At 44.4% G+C, this 24,588-nt stretch carries 19 protein-coding genes; 2 read left to right on the plus strand and 17 right to left on the minus strand.

Annotation, left to right across the window (positions count from 1 at the left end; translation table 11 throughout):
* Positions 1-26: 26 nt before the first annotated feature.
* The gene (ilvB, locus tag NE665_RS13610; protein ID WP_178760109.1) at positions 27-1,748 is read right to left on the minus strand and encodes a biosynthetic-type acetolactate synthase large subunit; all 1,722 of its coding nucleotides are present in this window, start codon (positions 1,746-1,748) and stop codon (positions 27-29) included.
* A gap of 289 nt (positions 1,749-2,037) precedes the next feature.
* Positions 2,038-2,907, minus strand: coding sequence for a methionyl aminopeptidase (locus tag NE665_RS13615; RefSeq protein WP_117443264.1), 870 nt, complete (start codon positions 2,905-2,907; stop codon positions 2,038-2,040).
* A 212-nt stretch (positions 2,908-3,119) separates the two neighbouring features.
* Between NE665_RS13615 and NE665_RS13620 the strand changes: the two genes are divergently transcribed.
* A complete protein-coding gene (locus NE665_RS13620) occupies positions 3,120-3,302 on the plus strand; it encodes an AAA family ATPase (protein ID WP_256302553.1) in 183 nt (60 codons plus the stop codon).
* 14 nt (positions 3,303-3,316) lie between these two features.
* Positions 3,317-4,831, plus strand: a complete 1,515-nt coding sequence (locus NE665_RS13625) for an AAA family ATPase (RefSeq protein WP_256302555.1) — start codon at positions 3,317-3,319, stop codon at positions 4,829-4,831.
* A 69-nt stretch (positions 4,832-4,900) separates the two neighbouring features.
* Here the strand turns inward: NE665_RS13625 and NE665_RS13630 are convergent, their stop codons facing one another.
* The 15 genes from NE665_RS13630 to NE665_RS13700 all read right to left on the minus strand — a co-directional run bounded on the left by NE665_RS13630 (position 4,901) and on the right by NE665_RS13700 (position 24,570).
* Positions 4,901-5,779 (minus strand): hypothetical protein, encoded by an 879-nt coding sequence (locus tag NE665_RS13630; protein ID WP_117443265.1) that lies wholly within the window; start codon positions 5,777-5,779, stop codon positions 4,901-4,903.
* Between the two features lie 161 nt (positions 5,780-5,940).
* Positions 5,941-8,199 carry a beta-L-arabinofuranosidase domain-containing protein gene (locus NE665_RS13635; protein WP_117443266.1) on the minus strand — a complete coding sequence of 753 codons (2,259 nt, stop codon included), beginning with the start codon at positions 8,197-8,199 and terminating at the stop codon, positions 5,941-5,943.
* A 48-nt stretch (positions 8,200-8,247) separates the two neighbouring features.
* Complete coding sequence (locus NE665_RS13640) at positions 8,248-9,108, minus strand: AraC family transcriptional regulator (protein WP_178760108.1); 861 nt, start codon at positions 9,106-9,108, stop codon at positions 8,248-8,250.
* Positions 9,109-9,129: 21 nt separating this feature from the next.
* The gene (locus NE665_RS13645; protein ID WP_117443268.1) at positions 9,130-10,608 is read right to left on the minus strand and encodes an oligopeptide:H+ symporter; all 1,479 of its coding nucleotides are present in this window, start codon (positions 10,606-10,608) and stop codon (positions 9,130-9,132) included.
* A gap of 510 nt (positions 10,609-11,118) precedes the next feature.
* Positions 11,119-12,192 carry a Xaa-Pro peptidase family protein gene (locus tag NE665_RS13650; protein ID WP_117443269.1) on the minus strand — a complete coding sequence of 358 codons (1,074 nt, stop codon included), beginning with the start codon at positions 12,190-12,192 and terminating at the stop codon, positions 11,119-11,121.
* A 148-nt stretch (positions 12,193-12,340) separates the two neighbouring features.
* On the minus strand, positions 12,341-14,608 hold the full coding sequence (locus NE665_RS13655; protein WP_117443314.1) for a beta-L-arabinofuranosidase domain-containing protein: 2,268 nt from the start codon (positions 14,606-14,608) through the stop codon (positions 12,341-12,343).
* Positions 14,609-14,633: 25 nt separating this feature from the next.
* A complete protein-coding gene (locus tag NE665_RS13660; protein WP_233104691.1) occupies positions 14,634-15,692 on the minus strand; it encodes a hypothetical protein in 1,059 nt (352 codons plus the stop codon).
* A gap of 10 nt (positions 15,693-15,702) precedes the next feature.
* Positions 15,703-17,211 (minus strand): oligopeptide:H+ symporter, encoded by a 1,509-nt coding sequence (locus NE665_RS13665; protein WP_117443271.1) that lies wholly within the window; start codon positions 17,209-17,211, stop codon positions 15,703-15,705.
* Between the two features lie 504 nt (positions 17,212-17,715).
* Positions 17,716-18,438: a hypothetical protein gene (locus NE665_RS13670; protein WP_117443272.1), complete on the minus strand. Its 723-nt coding sequence runs from the start codon at positions 18,436-18,438 to the stop codon at positions 17,716-17,718.
* A 17-nt stretch (positions 18,439-18,455) separates the two neighbouring features.
* Positions 18,456-19,058, minus strand: a complete 603-nt coding sequence (locus tag NE665_RS13675) for a matrixin family metalloprotease (protein ID WP_117443273.1) — start codon at positions 19,056-19,058, stop codon at positions 18,456-18,458.
* A gap of 403 nt (positions 19,059-19,461) precedes the next feature.
* Positions 19,462-20,400, minus strand: a complete 939-nt coding sequence (locus NE665_RS13680) for an aldose epimerase family protein (protein WP_178760107.1) — start codon at positions 20,398-20,400, stop codon at positions 19,462-19,464.
* A gap of 74 nt (positions 20,401-20,474) precedes the next feature.
* Positions 20,475-21,179, minus strand: a complete 705-nt coding sequence (locus tag NE665_RS13685) for an L-ribulose-5-phosphate 4-epimerase (protein ID WP_117443276.1) — start codon at positions 21,177-21,179, stop codon at positions 20,475-20,477.
* A 10-nt stretch (positions 21,180-21,189) separates the two neighbouring features.
* A complete protein-coding gene (gene araA / locus NE665_RS13690; RefSeq protein ID WP_117443277.1) occupies positions 21,190-22,674 on the minus strand; it encodes an L-arabinose isomerase in 1,485 nt (494 codons plus the stop codon).
* Between the two features lie 13 nt (positions 22,675-22,687).
* Positions 22,688-22,936 carry a hypothetical protein gene (locus tag NE665_RS13695; RefSeq protein WP_117443278.1) on the minus strand — a complete coding sequence of 83 codons (249 nt, stop codon included), beginning with the start codon at positions 22,934-22,936 and terminating at the stop codon, positions 22,688-22,690.
* A gap of 2 nt (positions 22,937-22,938) precedes the next feature.
* On the minus strand, positions 22,939-24,570 hold the full coding sequence (locus NE665_RS13700; RefSeq protein WP_117443279.1) for an FGGY-family carbohydrate kinase: 1,632 nt from the start codon (positions 24,568-24,570) through the stop codon (positions 22,939-22,941).
* Positions 24,571-24,588: the final 18 nt, after the last annotated feature.

Consider the following 24,588-nt stretch of genomic DNA (forward strand, 5'->3'; position numbering starts at 1 on the left):
TCTCTCCTTCCTGTTTCAGCATCCGTTTAACAATCCATGAGCATGTCCTTTAAGGTTCCGTTTGGCTGAATCATCGGATATACAAGATCCTCCGGATTGATGATAAATTCGATGATAACCGGCGTTTTTTCGCTGCTCATCGCTTCCTTCAAAGCCGGCTCGATCTGTTCCTTTTCTGTTACACGAATTCCCTTAGCACCATAGCTTTCCGCCAGCTTTACAAAATCCGGTGTATACGTAGGGCAGGAAACCTCTCCGCATTTATTACGGCATGCGGCACCTGCACGAAGACAGGTCATGGCATAGCGCTTTCCATAAAACAGCTTCTGCCACTGCCGTACCATACCCAGATTGTTATTATTGAAAATGCAGGATATGATAGGCAGCTCTTCCAGAACAGCTGTTGCGATTTCCTGAATATTCATCTGCATTCCGCCATCTCCCGAAATGGAAAGTACAGGAGTATCCGGATTTCCTATTTTTGCACCGATGGCTCCGGGAAGACCATAGCCCATCGTTCCCAAGCCGCCGGACATCAACAGCTTCTTCTTGTTTGTCAGCTCGATAAATTGTGCTGTAAACATCTGATGCTGCCCGACATCGGTAACAACGATCAGCTCCTCAAATACCCGGTTAATGGTTTCAAGAATATCCTGTGGTGTCAGATACGGCTTCTTTTTCATCATGAGTGGATGCTCCAGCTTCCATTCCTCTATCTGATCCAGCCATTTCTTTGTATTATATTCACTGACATACTCCAGCATTTTATCAATTGCTTCCTTGGCGTCCGCAACGATAGGGATATCTACCTGTATATTTTTAGAGATTGCGGCGGTATCAATATCAATATGCACAATTTTAGCATTCGGAGCAAAGGAATGCAGCTTCCCTGTAATCCGGTCATTAAATCTCGTACCGATGGAAAACAGCACATCGCATTCATTTACAGCCATATTGCAGGCATAGGCACCGTGCATTCCGATATTTCCCACATACAGCGGATGATTGCTCGGAATCGCGCCCTTGCCCATAATCGTTATTATAACAGGGATATTGGTTTTCTCTACCAGCTTTGTAAAATCCTCATTGGCGTGCGCGATATTCACTCCGCCCCCGGCTAGGAATAATGGGCGTTTTACCTTTCCCAGCATTTTGATTGCACGCTTCAGCTGTCCGATATGTACGCCGGTGCTGGGCTTATAGCCGCGTATAGCAACCTTATCCGGATAATCCGCATCCCCCAGCTCTCCCATAACATCCTTAGGGAGGTCAATCAGTACCGGCCCGGGTCTTCCACTCGCCGCAATGTAAAAGGCTTCCTTAATAATACGCCCCAAATCCTCTCGGTTGCGCACCGTAACTCCGTATTTGGTGATACTGCGGGTAATACCCACGATATCAACCTCCTGAAATGCATCATTTCCAATCAAATTCCGTGCCACCTGTCCGGTAAAGCAAACAAGCGGAACACTGTCATAATAAGCGGTGGCAAGGCCGGTAACCAGATTCGTTGCGCCCGGTCCGCTGGTAACGAGACATACCCCCACCTTCCCTGTGGAACGAGCATAGGCATCTGCTTCATGAACGAGAGCGATTTCCTGTCGTGGAAGAATGATTTTTATACTGTTCTGCTTATATAATTCATCACTGATATCGATCGTACAGGCTCCCGGATAGGCGAATATCGTATCCACACCCTCTTCCTGAAGCGCCTTTACCAATAACTTATTGCCACTGATTTTCTTCATATGCATACCTCCCTGATCTATCTTATTACTACTTTAACACAATACAGGCACTATGAAAACACTTTAAACCTGCATGTTTAAGACATTTTTGCGACAAAAATCGTAGGACTCAGCAAATTCAAATGAAGACACATGAAAAATGCTTTTTCACAGGCAGTTCATGTGCAAAGAAGCTGATGTAAAAAAACAGATACCATATGAAGTCTTAAATACTACATATACTATCTGCTTATATTATAGAAACATTTTGTTGCTCACACGAATTCAGGCATCTCTATATTCTATTGCATCAATACGTTAGAATTTCAATGCCGTGTTCCGTAACCAGCAGGGTATGCTCCCACTGTGCACTCAAGGAGCCATCCTCTGTATAGGATGTCCATCCGTTATCTGCATCGATATATAAATGGTAATCTCCGATATTGATCATCGGCTCGATTGTAAATACCATGCCGGGAGCCAGTACCATACCGCTGCCCGCACGACCGACATGACCGATTACAGGGTCTTCATGGAATTCCTTGCCAACACCATGTCCTGCAAAATCCACAACAACGCTGTATCCCTTGCTTGTCGCATATTTGTGGATGGCAGCACCGATATCACCCACATGGCCCCACGGCTTGACGGCATCCATGCCGATTTTCAGACATTCCTTTGTGACCTCGACCAGATTTTTTGCCTCTTCACTTACCTCACCGATCATAAACATACGGGAAGCATCGGAATAGTAGCCGTGAAAAATCGTAGAAACATCGACATTTACAATATCGCCTTCCTGCAGGATGATACTGTCATCCGGAATTCCATGGCATACCTCATCATTCACGGATGTACAGCAGCTTTTGGGAAAGCCCTCGTAATTCAACGGCGCAGGAATAGCACCATGGGATACAGTATAATCATATACCAGACGGTCAATCTCTCCGGTACTCATACCGGGACGAATATGCTTTGCGACATGATCCAGTACACCGGTATTGATATTCCCGCTTTTCTTTATACCAATTATATCTTCCTTGTTTTTAATCAGAGACCGATCCGGAACAATATGTCCTTCTCTAGCCAGTTGTGCAAGCTTTTCATCAAATTTTTCATGGCACTGCTTATATTTCTTTCCACTGCCGCACCAGCAGCGTGTATTTCTATGCATTTCCATATAGACACCTCTTTTCAACTTCTATAGTATAGCACTTATTTCTGTACTTTTCACATGAAAACATACGAAAGAAAGGGAAATAAAGGCCTTCTATATCTTCTATGCCTTATAGCATTATGCCTTTTGTATGACCATGTACGCAAAACATGATTTCCTTACGATACGGTTTTGGTATCGTGGTATAATAAGGATAAAGTTAAGGAGCTGATCATATGAAACGTTTGCCGATTGGAATAGAAGATTTCAAAGAACTGATTGACAAAGACTGTTATTATGTAGACAAAACATCATTCATTACAGACATCATCAATGAAAAGGTCGCATTATATACCAGACCACGCCGTTTTCACCGATATAGTGTCGAAACCTTTAGTATCCGACAAGAGGCGCGCTAGTAGCGGGTAAAACACTGAATATGAGCATGCTATATTATTTTTTCTCAATGAAGCAGAAGGAGAATGCTTATCTTTTTAACAATATGGATATCGCCAATCATACAGACGCATTACAATACCAAAATCAATATCCGGTTATTTTTATTACTCTGAAAGATATGAAAAAACACACATTTGAAAATCAAAAGGCAATGTTCGCTATCCTAATCCAGGACATTGTCAGAAAGAATCAGGAATTACTCGAAAGTGAGGAATTAAATATTTTCGATAAAGAACAGCTTTTCACATACTATCGGCGTACACGAAGTGATGTTGATCTGCAGAATGCATTAAAGTTTCTTTGTGGTTGCTTGAAGCAACATTATCATAAAGATGTTATCCTTTTGATTGACGAATATGATGTCCCTTTACAAAGCGCATATTTAAAAGGGTATTATGATGAAATGGTAGACTTTTTAAACGGTATGTTCAGTGCTGCCCTAAAAACAAATGATGCATTGGAAAAGGGAATTCTGACAGGATGCCTGAGAATTGCGAAAGAGTCGATTTTTACTGGCTTAAATAATTTTAATGTATATTCCATTTCTGAAGATCAATCCAGTACGTCCTTTGGATTTACACCAAAAGAAACGATAACACTCCTTGAAAATTACGATTTGAAATCTTATGAGCAAACCATAAAAGAATGGTATGATGGGTATCTATTCGGAAACAATGAGATATACAATCCATGGAGCGTACTTAAATATGTTCAAAAAATTAAGCAGGGAAACGATACACCGGAATCTTTCTGGGCAAATACGAGTGGAAATGATATTATATATCAGTATATTCAAAGAGCAAATTCACATATGAGGGAGGATTTTGATCGATTGACATCCGGTAAGATGGTTGAAAAAGCCATAAAACATGAGCTTACCTACCGTGAAATGGATAAAATACAGAACATTTACAGTTTTCTTCTATTTACAGGGTATTTGAAAGTCATAAAATGTATAGACGAAGAAAAGAGTATATACCAGCTTATGATTCCTAACAAAGAAATCAGCAGAATTTATACCCTCATATTTGAAGAATGGTTTCAGGAACAAACGGAGGCATATGCCAAGAAATTCGCAGCTGCCTTATTAAAGAAAGATGTAAAATCAGCAAGCAAAATATTAAATGACCTTCTTTTTACTTCAATCAGCTATTTTGACTATGATGAGAAATTCTATCATGGCATTCTAATAGGCTTGTTATGCAATTATCGCATCATGTCGAATCAGGAATCCGGTTTGGGAAGATTTGATATAGCGGTTGCGCCTCGTTCTTTAAGTGATCGGGGGATGATATTAGAACTAAAAACAGCGAATTCTCTTGCGGAATTAAAAAACACGGCAAAGCAGGCATGTATGCAGATAAAGGATAAACAATATATAGAAGGTAAGCTGGCGGAGGGATATGAGGATATCATCGGTTATGGCATCGCTTTTTATAAGAAGTTCTGTGTTATCGAGGCTTTAGAGGATAGCACTTCTACTATGTAAAATGATTCGTATTTAATACTTCATTATTCCAAAAGGATTGCGGGTTCGCAATCCTTTTTTTATCTTATTTCAAGATGCCTCTTTTCCCGCTTCCTTCTGCTTTTCATGCTCCTCCTGCTCCAGTTCCTTTCTGGCCAGTCGTTTAAAATCCGCATCTCTTGTTTTCCTTCTAGGAAGGAATTGTCTGGTAAAAGCTCCCTTTCCACGCTTTTTCACATAAAAATAGCCAAGGATAGAAAATGTTGAGGCTCCTATGAAATTGACAAGCAGATCCTCCATGGTATCGATCAGTCCGATATCAAGATACCCGTTGAAACCAAGCTCTTTTCCATTTACCACAACAGAATGGATGCCATCGATCGTAATCGGGATATTGCTGTTGGTAGGATCCAGCATAACCGTTGTTATACTCTGTACAATCGTATCCTTCTGCATATCCGTCCCCAGAAAGGTATCCATGCCAAATTCAAAGAATTCCCATATAACACCGATCGTCATGGAAAAGCAGAACGCAACCAGTGCCATAAACACAGGAGAAAGACGGAATTGCAAGCGATCATCATTATTCAACAGATCCACAAGCGAAAAGCCGATTGCTGCCGCAAGAAAGCCGTTCAGCGTATGAAGGATGGTATCCCACATGGGAATCAGAATATAAAAGGATTGGATTTCACCTAAAATCTCTGCGGAAAAGATAAACAGCAGAATGATGATTTCCAATGCTGTCGGCAGCTCGATTTTCAGCTCTACCTGTAAAAAGCTCGGTACAATCAGCAAAATCAGCGTCAACAGGCATAAAAATACATTTTCAAAGTTCCTGTTGAATATCTGAAGGATCATAACAAGAATTACAAGTGCGCGCAGTGTGAGGTATACAAGAAACGATTTCCTATGCTCCTTGATCTCCATTCTGATTGCTTTTTTCATTGTCTGGTATTTTTTCGACATAAAACACCTCCTGAATTTTTATTACAATCATATAGAATTCTGAAGGAAATTTCAACACTTCTTTTAAAATATCATATAGAAACGCAATATCCATCCGCTAAACGCCGGATGGTGTTTTTTATACTGTACACATTTGAAACAGCTGTTAAAAAGCAGTATTCCTACTGCTTTACATGTATATAGGTATGATACTGTTCTTTTTGCAGCTGATACAAAGGACGATACATCAGCTGATCCACCTCATCAAAGAACAGCAGCGTCCCCGGTATCGGCTGCAGGCGCTGGCGCACTGTATCACAGGACAGCGTTGTCGATAGATAATCCTGTCCCTCCTGCAGTGCTGCCAGCAGATAAGGTCCGTAAAACACTGCCGCAACCAAAGGATCATCCGGTGTGAATTCCAGACGGCTGTAGATGGAGAATCGCAGCTGCATCCGCATTGCTTCCTGCTGTTTGTGAATACATATATACCCCTGCTTCTCTGTATATGCGAGCGATGTCCCATCACACAGCAGGGATACTTCATCTGTCCAATAGGGTATGCGGATACGAATTTCACAAGCAGCCTCCCCTTGTATAAGTAGGTGAATATTCTGAGGCTCGCACATATCCAGATCCATGGTGACTTGTAAATTCCCCCAGTGCATCGTTGATGCCACGAACAGATTGATATACAGAATTTCGTCCGAATGAAAATAAATCGCTCTTGGATAACGGAAATGATTTTCCATTCCGGTACCATGACAGCAGCTGTTTTCATCCAATGCGCTCTTGCAGGAGCCGGGCTCCATGGGAAGGAAATACGTGCTTGCTCCCTCCATCGCCTGATATTCACTTGCCAGTATATGATTGATCATACAACGCTCATAATAATCCATATAGGCAACGTCCGGGTCATATGCAAACAGTTCGGCACTCAGCTTCAGCATATTATAGGAGGCACAGGTTTCTGCTGTGTTGTCATCAATCATGGCCGCAATGCTTCCGGGAGCGTGAAAAATTTCCCCCTCTCCAATACCGCCGTTTGCATAGCTGTGATCCTTTATGACCATATGCCAGAAGTTTTTGGCGATATCAAAATATGCCTGTACATGATTCCCTTCAAATATTTTCAGCGCACCCAGCACCTGTGGAATGTGCTGATTTACATGCAGTCCGCACAAAGCATCCACATTGCTTTGCATTGGTACAAACAGACGGTCATTATCAAACATTTGGGCAGCCTTTACATGATGAGGGTCACGGGTGTGCAGGTACAGCCTTGCCAGCACCTCGTTCATACCGCCATATTCTCCGGCAATATAAATGCCCCACATCGTTTTCAGCTGCGGCTTGCTCAGGCGGGATAGCCGCCGATAGACCCAGTCTCCCAGCTTCCGCGCAATAAGCAAAGCCTCCTCGATATGCAGCAGCTCATAACAGTCCAGCAGTCCTGCGAAATATTTATGCATTGTATAATAGGGCGCCCATATTTCCGGATAGCGGGAAAACCGTTCCAGCCTGTCATATGCAGTTTCATCAAAGCCGCCAAGATAGCCCTCCTGAAAGCCCTCCAGCTTTTCAAATGCCTGCTGACATAAGCCGAGCTCCTGTACCATATAGCGTGCCTTGTGCAGAATCAGCGGATGCGGCACACTTTGATAGCAGACAGCCAGAGCAGACAGATAATGTCCCGTGGTGTGACCGCGCAGCTTGCTGTCGGGATGATCCCAGCCACTCATTGCAGGGGCACCTTTGGTGTCCAATCCGCAGGCAGTACGGAAATTGTACAGCATCTGATCATCGTCCTGCACCAGCAAATAGGCCAGTCGGCGATTCTGTGCATCCCGAAAATCCGAATCCAGAAGTCTGACATCACCCTGAATTGGTGTCACCTGTTTTCTTTGTGCGGAAAGCTTCTTTGAAACCTCCTCCACAACCTCAATCACTGCCGTCACCTCTGCAGTATTATCCAAAAGGACACCCTTGAGCGAATAGGTTCCGCATGCAGGATAGCATACCTCCTCATTTCCCATCCAGTTCACCGTATGCGACAGCGTTTCCCCCTGCGTGGTGATCATAATTGCACAGGATGGCAGGGCGGTTCTTTTATTGAGCTGTGCCCGGACATGGATCGGATAAATATAGGAAGCCTCTATTTTCTGACTCTGCTCCAGAATGGTGACACTGTATTCTTTTTCATCCACGACATCATGATACTGGAATTTCCCAGTCAATGTGACCATTCGTTTCCCTGTACCGTTTTTTGGCTGAATCACTTTTCCGTTACGCTTCAAAAACCGGGTATCACTCGATGTCCAGGTAATGCGGCTGCCGTTAGCACCATATGCAGGCAGCGTTAAATCAAATTCGACAGTATTCAGATTCCCCAAATTTACTGCCTCGATATCTTCCTCAATACGTTCACGATCTGTTTTCATAATGTTCTCCAAATTCCGTCATTCATAACGTCTCTGCCGGTTCTCTTCCTATTTTTTATTGAAATGCTTTTGCGCAAATGTTTTACGATAAATGGTCGGTGTTACCTGTTCCGCCTTTTTAAAGACCCGCATGAAATATTTCGGATCCTCATAGCCGACCTCATAGGCGATGGAAGGGATATCCTTATCGGAATTCACAAGTAGTGATTTTGCATATTCAATGCGGTATTTCGTTATCAGCTCTTTGATGCTGATGCCTTCATTTTCCTTAAACATACGGGACAGATAGCTCTTATTGTAGCGGAATTGTTCTGCGATGGACTCCACGCTGATGCTTTCAAATGCATGGATGCGCACCCAGTCCCGTATCGGCTGTGTACTGTTGGCATTTGTCTTTCCATTAGGAAAATAGGAAAGATGTGTCTGATAGGATATTTCCATAAGAATGCTTGTCATGAAATAGTTCAGATATCTTCCATACTTTGTTTCCTGATAAATATCAAGCAGCTGGTTAAACAGTATATTCACGCGATTCATACTGATTTTCGAGGTATACTCCGGCAAGAGCAGCATTTCCTTGAAGGCATCGGTACTGCTTAGCTTTTCTACGGTATCTCTGTTCATTTTTTCAAAGGTGATGCCAGAGAAATGACACCAGAAAAATTTTAATCCCTTATCACTGTAGCGCACCCCTTCATGGCAGGCAAAGGGCGGTATAATCAGCAGTTCATTGGGATGTACCTCATAACAGGTGCTGTTGACCTTAATGGACAGTACCCCGCTGTATACGGCGATAATCTCATAGCTGTCGATGATACGGCGGTCGTGACGCCAGCGGTCATCGGAAAGAAAGATACCGACGCTTTCAAAATGCACCGGCTGATCGACATTTGTTTTCACATAAAACATACGCATAGCCTCCCTTATCATTTACATATACGCATCAATACCTGTTATCCAACGATGAAACAGCAGTACGCCAGAAAGCAGCAGCAGACTCATCAGTGGAAATAAGAGAAGCTGCCCGCGGGCATCATTAACCAGCTGAAAAACGAGAATGCTGATACCATTGGCGATTGTATTGGATTGCGACCAGGCAGATTGCAGCTGCGCCTCGTAGTTTTTCGGAGCAAGCCTTGCGGTCATGGAAATACCGGTGGGCTCACATAAATTCTGGGCTGCGTTGAGAAAAACAAAATACACCAGCAGCCAGAGCGGACTGTACAGACCATTTTGTCCAAGCAGAATCGGTATGGATACTATCGCATAGGCGGCACTCATGAAAAGCATGCCGAGAATAAATTTTCTGGAGGTAGGAACGCCGGTACGCAGCTTTTTTGTCCACAGCCAGACAAACAACGGTCCCATCAATATCCCGATCAGTGAGGAAATTGATGTAAAGGCTGCCGGAGCCACGGTGATACCAAACAGTCTGCGATCAATACTGGTTTCAATGAACACGGCTAATCCGGTATTGATAAAAACAGCAGAAAGAGCAATTACCACTTGTACTACGAACAGCTTGCAGAAGGGACGCATCCGCTGCCGCTCCTGCAAGGAAAGTGCAGCGTGATTGCGAATGCGAAGCAGAAAGACGATGGGGACCACAAAGGACACCGCGGTGATCCCATGCAGCAGAGCTTCAAAGCTTATCCAGTGATGCACGATGCCCACCGCTGCAAACAGGAGAACAAGCGTGCATATACCAAGTGCATACAGCAGCCGTCTGCGGTTTTGAATCACCGGCTGCCTGCGTGCAGACGCCTGATAAATACCGGGAAAAAACCGCTTCCTTCCCAACGCGATGGCAAGACCGTATGCATAGGCAGCAAGAGCACTGATCAGGAAGCCGGCATGATAATTTTGTAATCCGATCGTACCGATCAAAATCGGCGCAAGAAAGCCTCCCATATTATTCGCCATGGCATGCATGGTGAAGGCTGCATCTCTTCTTCCATTATCATCACTGCGATAGAGCTGACCAGTCAGGGATGCATTGCTGGCGCCCATAATGGGAAGCGACATCAGGACAAAGGCAAGAAATGCAAAGAAACGTCCCTGCTCCAGAGAAAAATGCGGAAATGCAAGCAAAAGAAACCCGGTTCCCTTAACAATGTTCCCGATCATCAGAGCACGTAAGGGCCCAAGCACATGATCTGCCAGCCAGCTTCCCGCTATCATGAAAAGAGAATTACAGGCTCCCATGGCGGCAATCATACTGGCGGCCTGTCCCTGTGTAAATCCCAAGCCCCGCGTATACGGCGTATACAGATAATAGATGAGAATAGCGTAAACACCGCCCCATGCAAACGAATTGAAAAAGTTCCCTGCTGCCAGAATCCCCAGTCCCCCCGGATGTCCCGCAAAGCTGCGATCATCATAAATGGCAGCCAGGTTTGGATTCTTCATAATCTTGCTCTCCTTATGAAATAGTGAATCATGCTATGTACACTATAACAGAAGCAAAATCGTACGTCGATATCATTTTCTTACATTAGGTGGACTTTTGTTACTATTTCATGAGAATAGACAAAAAGAGGAACCCTCATGACATCGCTGCATCCTATAAAGATTGCACAAAGATTCCTGCTTTTTATAGTAAATTCTTAAATTATAAAGCCTTATCAATCCTATCCCATAATCCAGAAAGCCTTTCAACAGCTTTCCGGTGGATTTTTTGTAGTTTCTATTTTCTTCATAAACGCGCATTGAATCGCTGTCTGCTTTTTACGATTCGCTGTAACGCTTCCTATCTGCATCAGCTGTACATGCTGATGGTTGCATGACATCTGGTCCTGTTATGTTCATAACTCATGGTGACAGCTATCCAAACCTCCTTCAGCACTGTAACGAATACAGGCGTAAGCCGCTGTTGCTCAGATGCCGTCAGCCTTCCCTAGCTATGCTTCATCGGTTTCCTTAAAACGGAAGCACAATAAGCTCTCTATCCGCATGTGTTAATGCTTCACAGCCATCCCTTGTAATCAGGAAGTCATCCTCGATCCGTATCCCGCCCAGACCGGGTACATAGATTCCGGGCTCCAGTGTGATAACAGTTCCCTCTTGAAACGCTTCCTTATTTGTTCGTGAGATAAAGGGTGCTTCATGAATATCCAGACCAAAGCTGTGTCCGGGACCATGGATGAGGGAATAGCCGCTCTGCTCGATAAACCCTCTGATTTTCTGTTCCAGATCGCAGCTGCGCACACCTGCTTTCAGGTTTTGACGTCCTACCTGCTGTGCTTCCTTAACTATGCTGTAGATTTCCTTTAGCCGCTCATCCGGCTCGCCAACAGCCACCGTTCGTGTAATATCACTGCGGTAATGCTCATACAAAGCACCAAAGTCCATTGTCACCATGTCCCCTGCTTGTATCACCTTATTCGTTGCGACCCCATGCGGCAATGCCCCACGTGCGCCACTTGCCACAATCATTTCAAACGAACAGGTCGTCGCCCCTCGTTTACGCAGCTGATATTCCAGTTCATTACAAACCTCCTGCTCACTTATCTGCGGACGCAGGAACTTCAGGATTTCCTGAAATGCTTCGTCCGCAATCCGACAGGCAGCCCGTATTTTGGATAATTCCTCTTCATCCTTCACTGCACGCAGACCTTCAAGCAGCTTGAAAGCCTCGATAATTTCTGCGCTTGTATTCTTTTTCAGTGTCTGAGCCTGTGCATAGGAAACTGCATCCCCGTCAATCCACACCCGATGCAAGGCAAGGCTGTCAATCAGCTTTCCCAGATCGGTAAACATATCGCACTTCCAGCGCTGTATAGCAAAGCCCTCTGTCTGTTCTGCCGCATCGCTCATAAAGCGGCCATCACTCATAAGGATAGCGTGCGTCTGCGTAAGTAAAACCTGTGCAACTCCTTCCTCTGCATAAAACCCGGATACATAATATACATTGGACTGACTGCTGATCAGCAAGGCATCCACACCATGCTTTCTCATTTGTTCTCTTGCTTCTGTAATCCGATCCAAAATCATCACTCCTCCTATATATGGTTTTCTATATTTCTACATCTATATAAACAGTCTAGAATTTACCCTTCAGCCAACTGTTCCTCCTTCGCAAACACGCTGGTAAGGCAAAGCAGACCCCGTAATCAAAGCAATAACAGGGCCTGCTTTCAGCTTAAGCTAAAGTGAAGTATACATGATATGCTTCCAAATCAATCTGACTTAGAGGAACAAAGTCAAGCTGATCCGCCGCATCATGGAAACGTGTAGTTCCCGGTATCTGATGAATCTGTTCTGCGAGCTTCTCCGGCTTCAGCTGCAGCTTCAGATATGCTTCTGTTTCATTTACTGCCGCAAGCACATATGGCCCATAGTGCAAGGATACCAGCTCTTTTCTATCCGGTGTTGCCTCCAGATAATAATCACAGCCAAACACAGCATCGATCTGTACCGTGTCCTCCTGCAAAAACAGATGCAGATAACCATCGGCTGCGGCTGTTTGCCCGACAGTCTTACCATTCATGCACACAGATGTACTGCGTGCCCACGACGGTATACGAATTGCCAGCTCTTTGCCATTCCCGCCGGTAACTGACAGAGAGATATTTCCAGGCTGATCCTCGCAAGCCTTCTGTGTGATGGTCATATTCTCTTTCGTTAGTGTAGAGGATACAAAGAGGTTTACATATACACAGCTGGAGGAATGATGATAGATGGCATCCCCGTAACGGAAATGATTTTCCAGCCCGGTACCGTGACAGCAGCTGTTTTCATCATCAAAATGCTTTCTTCCTCCCGGTCGCAGCGGCATGAAATACGTACTGCCTCCGGTAGGCCGCTGTTCTCCGCTGGAGAGGATATGATTCTGCATCGTCCGCTCATAGTAGTCCATATAGGCAGCATGCGGTTCATACTGAAACAGCTCATTGGTCAGCTTCAGCATATTATAGGATGCACAGCTTTCAGCTGTATTGTCACTCAGCAAGGCACCGATCACATTCGGCTGATGGAACATCTCGGTTTCTCCACAGCCTCCAATCGTGTAGCAATGAGCTCCTGTGACGATTTCCCAGAAATATTTTGCAATGCGATAATAGGTCTTATCCTTTGTCGCTTCAAATAGCTTCATGGCACCGATGATCTGGGGAATATGCTGATTCGCATGCATACCGCCAATCGCATCAATATTTCGTTTCATCGGATAAAACAGCTTATCGTTATCAAAGAGCTTTGCCGCTTCCAGATGCTCCTTTTTCCCACGCAGCAGATAAAGCTGTGCAAGGCTTTCATTCATACCGCCAAACTCTCCGGCGATATAGATACTCCACATCTTTTTCAGGGTCTTATTATCCAGACGGCTCAATCTGTTGTATACCCAATCTCCCAGCTTCTCTGCCATATGCAGGGCTGTATCCAGATGAATTTGTTCATAGCAGTCAATCAAACCGGCCAGTATTTTATGCAGCGTATAATACGGTGCCCAGATTTCCGGATAGGGTGTAAATTTCTCAAGCAGGTCAAACTGCTCCTCTGTATAGGCACTCAGAAAGCCTTCATGACAGCCTTCCACATCAGCGAACGCATCCTGACATTCCTTTAGAGACTGCAGCATATAATCGGCCTTGCGACGGATTTCCTCATTCTTTGTTGCGGCATAGCAATAGGCAAGGGCAGAAAGATAATGTCCGCTTGTATGCCCGCGCAGCTTGCTGTCCGGTGTATCCCAGCCGATCATCTGCGGTGCTCCCAGCGTATCCAGACCGCAGGTGGCACGGAAATTGTACAGCATCTGATCATCATTCACATGAAGAAGTACCTCCAGCATACGATCCTGAGCTTCCTTAAAGGAAGAGCCCTCCAACAGGGAAACCTCGCTTCTGGCAAATTTTTCTGCTTTTTTCTCAAGAACGGTTGTATCCTTTTTCAATGACTCCAGAACATGGACAACGGCATGTACCTCTATGGCTGTATCCTGCAGCACGCCGTGAATATCCTGATCACCGAGTGTTTGAAAACACTGTACATCCCCATCATCCCAGGTGACTGCATGAGAAATCGTTTTGTGTTCCTTTGTAACCACGATGGCAACCGCTGGCAGCTTCACCTCTGTATTTGGCAGTGCCTCCACATCAATGCTGTAAATGGATTCCACCTGAATATCATTTTTCTTTTCCAGTACGGTTACCGGATACTCCCGCACAAGCTCTTCGCTTCCATAGGAGAAGATTGCTGTCAGAACAACCTCACGCTTTCCTTTTCCATAGGCAAGCTGGTGTACCCTTCCAGTATCCTCAAGATAGCGCACATCACTGGATTTCCATGAGATTGCGGAGCCGTTTGCCCCTTTCGCTGGAAGCTCCAGATCAAACTCCACGGTTTTCAGGTTTCCCAGATACAGGGCGGCAATATCCTGTTCTATGATTTCTATATCTTGTTTACTCATATTCTGTTTCCTTTCCTTGATTCTATCAGCGTCTGTTTCCGTGGATATCGTATGCATCCTCATACGTATCCCATGGGGCAGGCAGATATTGCGAGGAATATATTTTTTCAAAAAATGCATAGGCTCTTTGATCGTATTCCTTCAGCTCTGCACGGGTATTGACAGGACCACGGGTACCATCCCAGGTTCCATCCTTCCCTTCCTCCATGACATTGAACCAGACGGTAGACAGTGTCGCAAAGTATTCCTCATAATTGCTGATGGCATAGGTATGCGGCCACAGTCCTTCCTCTTTGGCAGCCGCATAGATGGCTCTGTATTCGTCTGCCAGTGAGGTATCCTTCATATAATTGATGCCAATCAAATGCACAGCATGTGCAAATTCATGCACCAGAATGCATTCATGCGTATAGCGTGTAATGTGTTCTCCTTCCAGAATATGCAATACATTTACCTCTGAAATGGAGGTTGTCGGTATTTCCATCGTACCGCCGAAGCCTTCCACAGGGCGGTGTAGGAACAAGCAGCCGGCACGGTGTTCGGGGATTTCATACGCATCCTCATCCTTAGCATAGATGGCAAGCTCAGCGCCGGCGCCTTTTAGGATTGCGCTGGCTTCCGGCAGCTTCAGCAGCATAAAATCCACAATGGGCTTTGCCATGGCATGTGCTTCCTCACTGACACGGCTGTTGGATTTTATCACAACACCGCAGGCGCAGGTGGTGAATTTTGTATAATATGGCTCATAGGTGATGGTATAGGAGCGCTGTGGATCTGCGGGAATACCCGGTACGTCAGTACTGCGGATATTCTTCAGTACCTGAATGCTGTATTCCTCCATATGCGTACAGTCAATCTCCTCGTTCATGAAATAGGTGGTCTTCCGTTTTCCTTCCTCGTAGACGGTTCCCCTGTCCCATTCCTCATCATCACTGCGCTCATAGGTGGCAATGCGCCTCCCCTTATGATATACACCGATATTTTCGCTGTACTGGGAATTAACAACAGCCTGGCTCCAGAAGACCTCCAGACGTCTGGTATCGATCATTCTGGCTTTTCGTATTTCAGGAATTTCCATATTCATAGCATCCTCCTTATACAATGGCGTCGATTTTCTTTGACATTTTCAACAGCACCAGACAGGTCCCCACTAACAGCACAGTCATGATAGGGAAAATCATCATCTGCTGGTCTGCTGTCACAAAGAATTTAAAGGCGATAATACTGATACCGTTAGCGATGGAATTGGACTGCTGCCATGCGGACTGCATTTGTGTTTCATAGGATGCAGGAGCGAGCTTTGCAGTCATGGATACACCAATCGGATTGATGAAGTTATCTCCAATGGTAAGAATAAAGTAATACCCCACGACCCACAGCGGAGAGAAGATGCTTCCCTTTCCACCGGTCAGTACCGGAACAGCAAGTACGGCATAGGCTGCGGCATTAACCAGTACACCGATGGAGAATTTCTTTGTGACCTTCAGCTTTCCGAATTTTGTAGAGCCCCAGACCCAGACAAAGAAGGCACCCATGACCAGACCTAGCAGATTATAGATTGAGGTGAAGGTTGCCGGGGCAAATTCAATCCCCATGAAGTTACGATCGATTTTCGCTTCAATGAAGACCGCGAGTGCCGTATTCAGAAGAACAGCAGACAGTGCAACTACACATTGTACACACCAGATTTTCAAAAACGGCTTCATTTTCGTGTGCTCTTCCTTTGTGATGTTTTTATTTGTGTACATTTTGTACAGGAATACGATTGGAATAACGAAGGAGAAGGTAGTGATGATATTCAGGATACCGTCAAAATTCATGACTCCCATACTTACTGTGATACCAATTCCTGCAAGCAGAAGTATTACAACGCCGGCAAACAGCAGCCCCGCTTTTTTCAGCTCTTCTCTGGATACCGGATTGGCTGGCTTTTCCCCTATCGTTCCAAAGAAGCGTTTTCCTGTAAAGAGAATGACCAGACCATAGGCAAGTGCAGCCATGGCACTGATGAAGAATCCCAGATGATAGTCGCTCATACCGATGAAGCCGATCAGGATCGGTGAGATCATACCGGTAATTGCATTGGCAACGTTGTGGATGGTGAAGGCAGCGTCACGGCGTCCATCGTCATCACTGCGATAGAGCAGCCCTGTCATGGATGGATTGGCAGCCCCCATAATCGGCAGGGACATCAAAATCAAAGACAATACAGCGAAGATTCTTCCCTGTGTTAAAGAGAAAGCCGGTACAGCGAGTAGTCCGAAGGATATCGCTTTGACCACATTTCCGACAACCAGTGCTTTTCTAGGCCCCAGTACCCGGTCACTCAGCCAGCTTCCGACAATAACGAACAGCGAGTTGCATGCGCCCATTGCGGCAATCATGCTGGCAGCTTCCCCCTGAGTAAAGCCCAGCCCTTTGGTGTATGGACTGTAGAGATAGTAAATCAGTATGGCATAGACGCCGCCCCATGCGAATGAGTTGAAGAAGTTCCCCGCAGCGAGTGCCCCCAGCCCGCGTGGATGTCCGAAGAATTTCCTGTCCTTGTAAACCGCCTCCAGCTGAGGATCAATCTGTTTGTTTTCATTACGTTCAGTATTCATATTCTTTTTCCTCACAATCATGTATACTTTCAAGAAGCTTTTCCCGGGTTGTCATGCGACTTGTTCTTGACACTTCTACTATAGCAAAGCGCTTACATGCCAGTCGACTCATATTCTTTACAATAGGTGTACTTTTGTTACTTGCGAGGGGAATAAATACAAAAAAATAAAGGAAGTATAGCTTTCAGTAAATTATTTAAAATAGAGAAGAAAGCGTTTTATAAATGTTAAATAATGCATTTATAGTGTTTTATTGCGCTTGTTTTATATTCTTCGTGCGATAAGAGAGACACGCCATGGTGGAGGAATGTTTAAATTGGTGGATAAATTTTACTTGTTTTAAGTGTTATGCCAGCTTTAACAGAAAGGGTTTTATGAGTAATTTATTACCTAGAAGGGCGGAATGTACTCTGGTTCATAATAGCTGCAGAAACAAAAAAACTGCTTGCTGTTTAGCATGCAGTCTTTATTCAAGCGATTCTAAACTATGAATCAGCTTAGTTTTCATGATTTGGGAAGTATTTCATTCAGTGTATCCCACTGACCAGTGTAATTGTTATATGCTTTGACTCCTGTTTTTGCTTTTGGATTCCCTTGTATTTCACGTAATCCGCCTTCCCATCCGCCAATATTATATACTGGTAAATCATCAATCTTGTATTGTGGATATGATGTTAAATACACTAGATAAGTTTTACCTGCCTCTATCTGTATATCGTCCTCAAACATCATTTCAACATACTCCGGTTTATCATCTTTCATATTTCTGTCTATTTTACTTTGTTGTTCAGGATACAGACTTGCATAGTATTTATCAAATGGAATGATACCTCCCATACGCGTATAACCTATCGTTGCATTTACCTGAAGGTCACCTTTGTAAACAGCTAATATTTTCATTTTTCCATATGTGAATGGGTATATATACTCACTCGTATTTTGATTTATATTATCTCCGCCATCAATAGATTCTATATTTACTATTGCTATATCCGTAACTCTAGAATATATTTCATTACTATCTGATGGATCCCCGTCGATTTCTGCTGAATTTGGTATACTCATAACTTCTTTTGACTTAATTTTAGCATAAGCATCATATGGTTCATTTACCTCTTCAACAGGTTTACTTATTTGCTTGTTTTCTGTATGCTGTGAAGAACAGCCTGAACAGATAACCGCAAGGAGAATAAAGAGTACCAACAGTCTATTCATTTTCTTTATCATATCGTCGTTTTCCTTTCTCAGTAAATAGCGTTTATCGTGTCATTATCTGTTTTTTGCACGCGCTGCACTTTCCGTCCTTTTTTTGTTTGGCACATAATGCTGTTTGGATTTGAATTATAATGCGCAAGACCGAATGCATGTCCCATTTCATGTATAAGTGTACCTAATGCCTGATCATTGCTGAAGCTGGACTTTTTATAATTATCATCATTAATGTATATTTCTGTATAGAGCCAGTTTCCTGCATTGGGCTGCATCTTTTTTGAACTGCTGTTATAGAATAATGTTTCGGCTAAAACTCCAAATGAACCTTGGCTTGTCCAGTAACTATCCCTTTTTGAATATATATCCATTGAAGATCCATAATTGCTGCTTACAAAGCTGATATATATGGGATTATCGCCCTTTCCTGTATACATCCAGTTATTTGCCGCATTTTTTATAAAAGATTCCCAATATCCTGCACCTGAATTGTAGTTAATAAATATCGTGATATTCCCCACACCTGATGAATATCTACCGCCTAGTCTTGGTGTTGCTGCGAATATACTCCCCGTTGAAATGCTGTATACAATTGTCATTATAACAGCAATAACATAAAATTTGTGTTTCCTTTTCATATGCTTCGTCCTTTCCTCCTAGTATATGATTTTATACTTTTTCTGTATTAAAAAAGCAGCATAGCACTCATGTTTATTGACCATCTTCTTTAAACGATTGAAGAATGGTCATAATGACTTCAAATCCAATACTCCCTTTTTCACATATGTGTTTTTCATACTTACCCACCCACTTTTATATAATCATTATATCTGAAATATAGTATGTAATCAGACTTAAAAACCCTATTTTTTCATGTTATAATTAAAATGTGATAACTATATTATGTAAATGTTATGTTTTTAAAACTATCTCAGAAATTATTTCATAAATTAACTAAACAATTAAAATTAAAAAATACTGTAAACCCGTATTTCGTCCAGAGCTTACAGCATTTTATATATTCTATACAATTATCCCTAATTATTGAAATGAATAGGTTGTTACTGATGTAAAAACCTCTTGTGCCTTCAACAGTGTTTCACATGGATCGTGTAAATTGATTGCATCCGGCATAAAGGATGTCTCAATGCAGAATGCACAATGTCCTTTATACTGTGCATTCCCTTTTCCTGCATGTGCTTCCTTATAATCCGGAACATAGAAGTGAAAGCCCGGTAGGTCTGAGGTGATGCGCAGCCTGTGTCCACTCCGCGGATCGTATGCCTCCACACGGTGTTCCTGTTGTTCGTTGAAGAGAAAGTAATGATCATAGCCATTCGCATAACGAATTTGTTCATTCTCTTTCTTTCCTATGTCTGTACCGATTGCTTTTTCCTTTGTAAAGTCAAACGGTGTTCCTGCGGTTTCCTTAATAACACCGCTCACCAGGCGGTTTTCATCATTTTCTGCATACCGAGATGCCTGCATGCGCAGCAGCTGATGATCCACCGTTCCCTTTCCCTGACCCTGCAGGGCAAAATAGGAATGATTGGTGAAATTTACAATGGTGTCCTTGTCTGAAACTGCCTGATATTGTACGCTGAGTGTATCTTCGCATAGCGTGAACGATACACGGAAGCTTACATTGCCCGGATAGCCTTCCTCCATATCTCTGCTGAAATATTGCATAATGAGCGTATCTCCCTGTATTTCTGCCGCAAACAGCCGTGCATGAAAGCCTTCCTTTCCTCCATGCAGGGCATTGCAGGCATCATTGATGTCCAGCTTATAGGTTTTCCCGTTAAGGTCAAATCTGCCATTTCGTATACGGTTTGCACAGCGTCCGATTGTCGCACCGAAATAATTATCGAAGCGCAGGTATTCATCGATGGTATCATAGCCCAAGACAACATCTGTTTGGTCACTGCGACAGATAACAGAGGTAATGGTTGCGCCCATATTGATAATATTTACAATCAATTTCTCAGATACAAAGAATATTCTTTGATTTCCGGATATTTTGGATCAAAAATTCTGCTGGTAATCATAGGGAATCACCCTTTCGACTGCCCGTAATAGGCATCGGGACCATGCTTGCGCTTGAAGTGCTTATCCAGCAATACCTGCTGCATCGGCTGTGCACTTCCATTTTGCAGCATCACACTCACAAATGCCATAGCGGCGCACTCCTCCATCACAACGGCATTGTGCACTGCCTCAAACGGATCCTTTCCCCAGCTGAATGGTCCATGACTGTGTACCAGCACCCCCGGCATACTGTTGGGATCAATATTTTTCTGCTTGAAGGTCTCCACGATTACATGTCCGGTTTCCAGCTCATATTCCCCATGAATTTCCGCCTCACTCATTTGTCTTGTACAGGGGATATCTCCATAGAAATAATCCGCCTGTGTCGTTCCCAGCGCAGGGATCGCTTTGCCTGCCTGTGCAAATGCCGTAGCCCAGCGGGAATGCGTATGCACGGCTCCTCCGATATCTGGGAAGTTCTTATAAAACGCAAGATGCGTCATCAGATCACTGCTCGGCTTTAGCTTTCCCTCCACCACATTTCCTTCCAAATCACATAAAACGATATCCTCAGCACTCATGTCATCATACTCCACACCACTTGGCTTGATCGCAATCATGCCCTGCTCACGGTCGATTCCCGATACATTTCCCCACGTAAAGGTAATCAGTCCATGCTTGGGAAGCAGCAGATTTGCCTCCAGTACCCTCTTTTTCAGTTCTTCCAGCATATTCTGTCTCCTATTTCTTCAGCTTCCAAATCAGGTCATTCCATGTCAGCTCTTTTCGTAGCGCGGGAATCGTTGTGTCTGCACCGATATGGATAAACTCCATATTCATGATTTCCGCAAAATCCTGTAACACCTCTGCATCCAGATCATAGCTGATGACGGAGTGGTGCGCTCCTCCGGCATACATCCATGCCTCCGCACTCGTTTCCAGATTCGGCAGCGGTTTCCACAATACCCCTGCCACAGGCAGCTTCGGCATATCGTGCTCCTGTTTCTGACAGATAACATCATTGACAATCATACGGAAGCGATCACCCATATCGATAATTGTTGCCAAAACAGCCGGTCCTTCCTTTGCCTTGAAGGTCAGGCGTGCAGGGTCCTCGCGATCTCCGATTCCCAGTGGAACAACCTTGATTTTTGGCCGTTCCGCTGCAACACTTGGACACACCTCCAGCATATGTGCCCCCATGTTCATACCATTGTCCAGATCAAAGTGATATGTGTAATCCTCCATGAAAGCAGTGCCGCCCGATTTATCCGCCGTCATCATTTTCATAATGCGACATAATGCCGCTGTCTTCCAATCCCCCTCACCTGCAAAGCCATACCCCTTGCGCATCAAATTCTGTGCCGCAAGACCCGGTAGCTGACGCAGCTGCTGCAAATCCTGAAAATTGGTATGGAAAGCATTGTAGCCTCCATGCTCCTGCATGAATTTTTCGATAGCGATTTCCTCGCGTGCCTGATACCGCACAGCCTCTATCTTATCCGTATCCATATCATACAGACTTTCGTACTCCTTCATCTGTGCATCAATTTCCGCTTCACTGACAGCCTCCACATACCGGATGATATCTCCTACGCCGTAATGATCCACACACCATCCGAATGCAATAGCCGCTTCCACTTTATCTCCGTCCGTCACTGCCACATCTCGCATATTGTCAGAAATACGCATGACCTTAACGTTACTGCTCTCATACGCCCCAACCGCGGCACGCATCCACTTACTCATACGATTCCGCATTGTTTCATCCTGCCAGTGTCCACTGATCACCTTCTGCTGCAAACGCATACGGGCAATGATATAGCCATGCTCCCGATCTCCATGCGCCGACTGGTTCAAATTCATAAAATCCATGTCGATATCCTTCCACGGGATATCCCGGTTAAACTGGGTATTCAAATGCAGCAGCGGTTTGCGAAGCGCCTGAAAGCCGCGAATCCACATTTTGCTCGGTGAAAATGTGTGCATCCATGTTATAACACCGGCGCAGCTATCATCTTCATTGGCAGCGGTCAACGTCTGATAGATTTCCTCCTGATTGCGCACAACACTCTTCCATACGATTTCACAGGGAATGGTGGCATCCTTGTTCCATTCGTTGACCATCTCCTTTGTATGTGCATCTACTGTTTTTAAAACATCCTCTCCATAAAGGTCCTGACTTCCTACCACGAACCAGAATGTATATGTCTGCAAGCTTTTCATTTTCGTCTCCTCCTTATTCATAGCTTTCAATCCTAATTCTTCCGTTAAAGAAATTCCCCAACCGCCGTTCTTTTTTCAACAGATCCCTGCGATTTGTTTTCCATACGACAAAGCGATACGAATCCAACAGGAAATCTATGGTATCCTCATAGAGCTTTTCTGATCGTCTTTTGTACATATTCTTTAAGATATCCTCGGTAAGAAATACATCAGATTCCCTTCCTGTGTCTGCTTTATCACAGATATAACAGATATTTCCCATAGTTATTCCTCCTGCTGCCCTGCAGAACTGCCGCTTCCCAGATAACGGATAGCAGCACGTTCTACAAAAAGCTCCTTCTTATAGCTCGCTATATAGCTATCAAAGCCTTCCTGTAATTCCTCACTTGCCCGTATTGTACAATTCTGTGTTTGTGAAAATACATTTCGTTCCAGATAATCAAGCAAGCTGTTGTATCTGTTTCTGTTTAACCGGTAGGCCGCCAGTACCGCGCTTCCCCATGCACCGCCTTCTCCTGCCGTTGTCATCACACTGACCGGGGCATGCATTGCGGCTGCCATTATTTTCTGTCCAACCTCCGGCGTCTTAAACAAACCGCCGTGCCCATACATATGATCAAGCTGAACATGCTCCTGCTGAGTCAGAATATCCATACCGATTTTCAGGGTTGCTAAAGAGGCGTACAGCTGTGTCAGCATGAAGTTAGCCAAATCAAAGGTACTGTCCGCGCTGCGTACAAACAGAGGGAACCCCTTTGCAAAGCCTGTAATGTGTTCTCCGGACAAGTAATTGCAGGCTAATAATCCTCCTGCTGCCGCATCTGCTTCCAGCGCCTTATGGAATAGTAGCTGATATAAATCATTTTTATTGACAGCTTTTCCTGCCAGCTGCAATACCTCCTGAAAGATTCCTATCCAGGCATTCAGTTCGGAGGTTCCGTTGTTGCAGTGTACCATAGCAACCGGATTTCCTTCCGGTGTAGTGACCACATCAATTTCCTCATACATTTTTTTCAATGGCTCTTCCAGTACCACCATGGCAAATACGCTGGTTCCTGCGGATACGTTTCCACTTCTCGGCTGGATGCTGTTGGTGGCAACCATACCTGTTTGGGCATCGCCTTCTGGTGGACAAAGCGGTACACCGGGTTTCAGATCGCCGGTAGGATCAAGGAGCTTCGCCCCCTCCTCGCTCAACATTCCGGCATCCTCACCAGCCAAAAGAACCTTTGGAAGGATTTCACGCAGCTTCCATGGACATGCCGGATTCTCTATAGCCTTATCAAACAGCTCCAGCATGTGTGCATCATAGTCCTTTGCTTCTGTATCGATAGGAAACATGCCGCTTGCCTCACCGATCCCCAGCACATTGTTCCCTGTTAGCAGATAATGCACATAGCCGGCAAGCGTTGTCTGTAGTGCGATATCGCTAACATGTGCTTCCTTATTTAAAATTGCCTGATACAGATGGGCAATGCTCCAGCGCTGCGGAATATGAAAATGAAATAAGTCGCTCAGCTCTCGGCTCGCCTGCAATGTCATCGTATTGCGCCAGGTACGAAACGGAGTAAGCAGGGCTCCCTTTGCGTCAAATACAAGATAGCCATGCATCATAGCGCTGATTCCCATGCCGTCAAGATGATGCAGACATTCTCCATACTGTGAATGGTAATCTTTCTTCAGCTTCTGATAGCAAGACTGCAAACCGTTAATGACCGCATCCAGAGAATAGGTCCAGATACCGTTTTCCATTTGATTTTCCCAGTCATGATTGCCCTGTGCGATCACCTTATGATGATCATCAATCAAAACAGCCTTGATACGTGTAGAACCGAATTCGATTCCAAGGAATTGACAGCCCCCGGACAAGACGTTTTCTGTTTTTCTAATTTCCATATACAACCTCCAAGCTAT

This window comes from Clostridium sp. DFI.1.208 (assembly GCF_024463855.1).
Taxonomy (GTDB): Bacteria; Bacillota_I; Bacilli_A; order Erysipelotrichales; family Erysipelotrichaceae; genus Clostridium_AQ.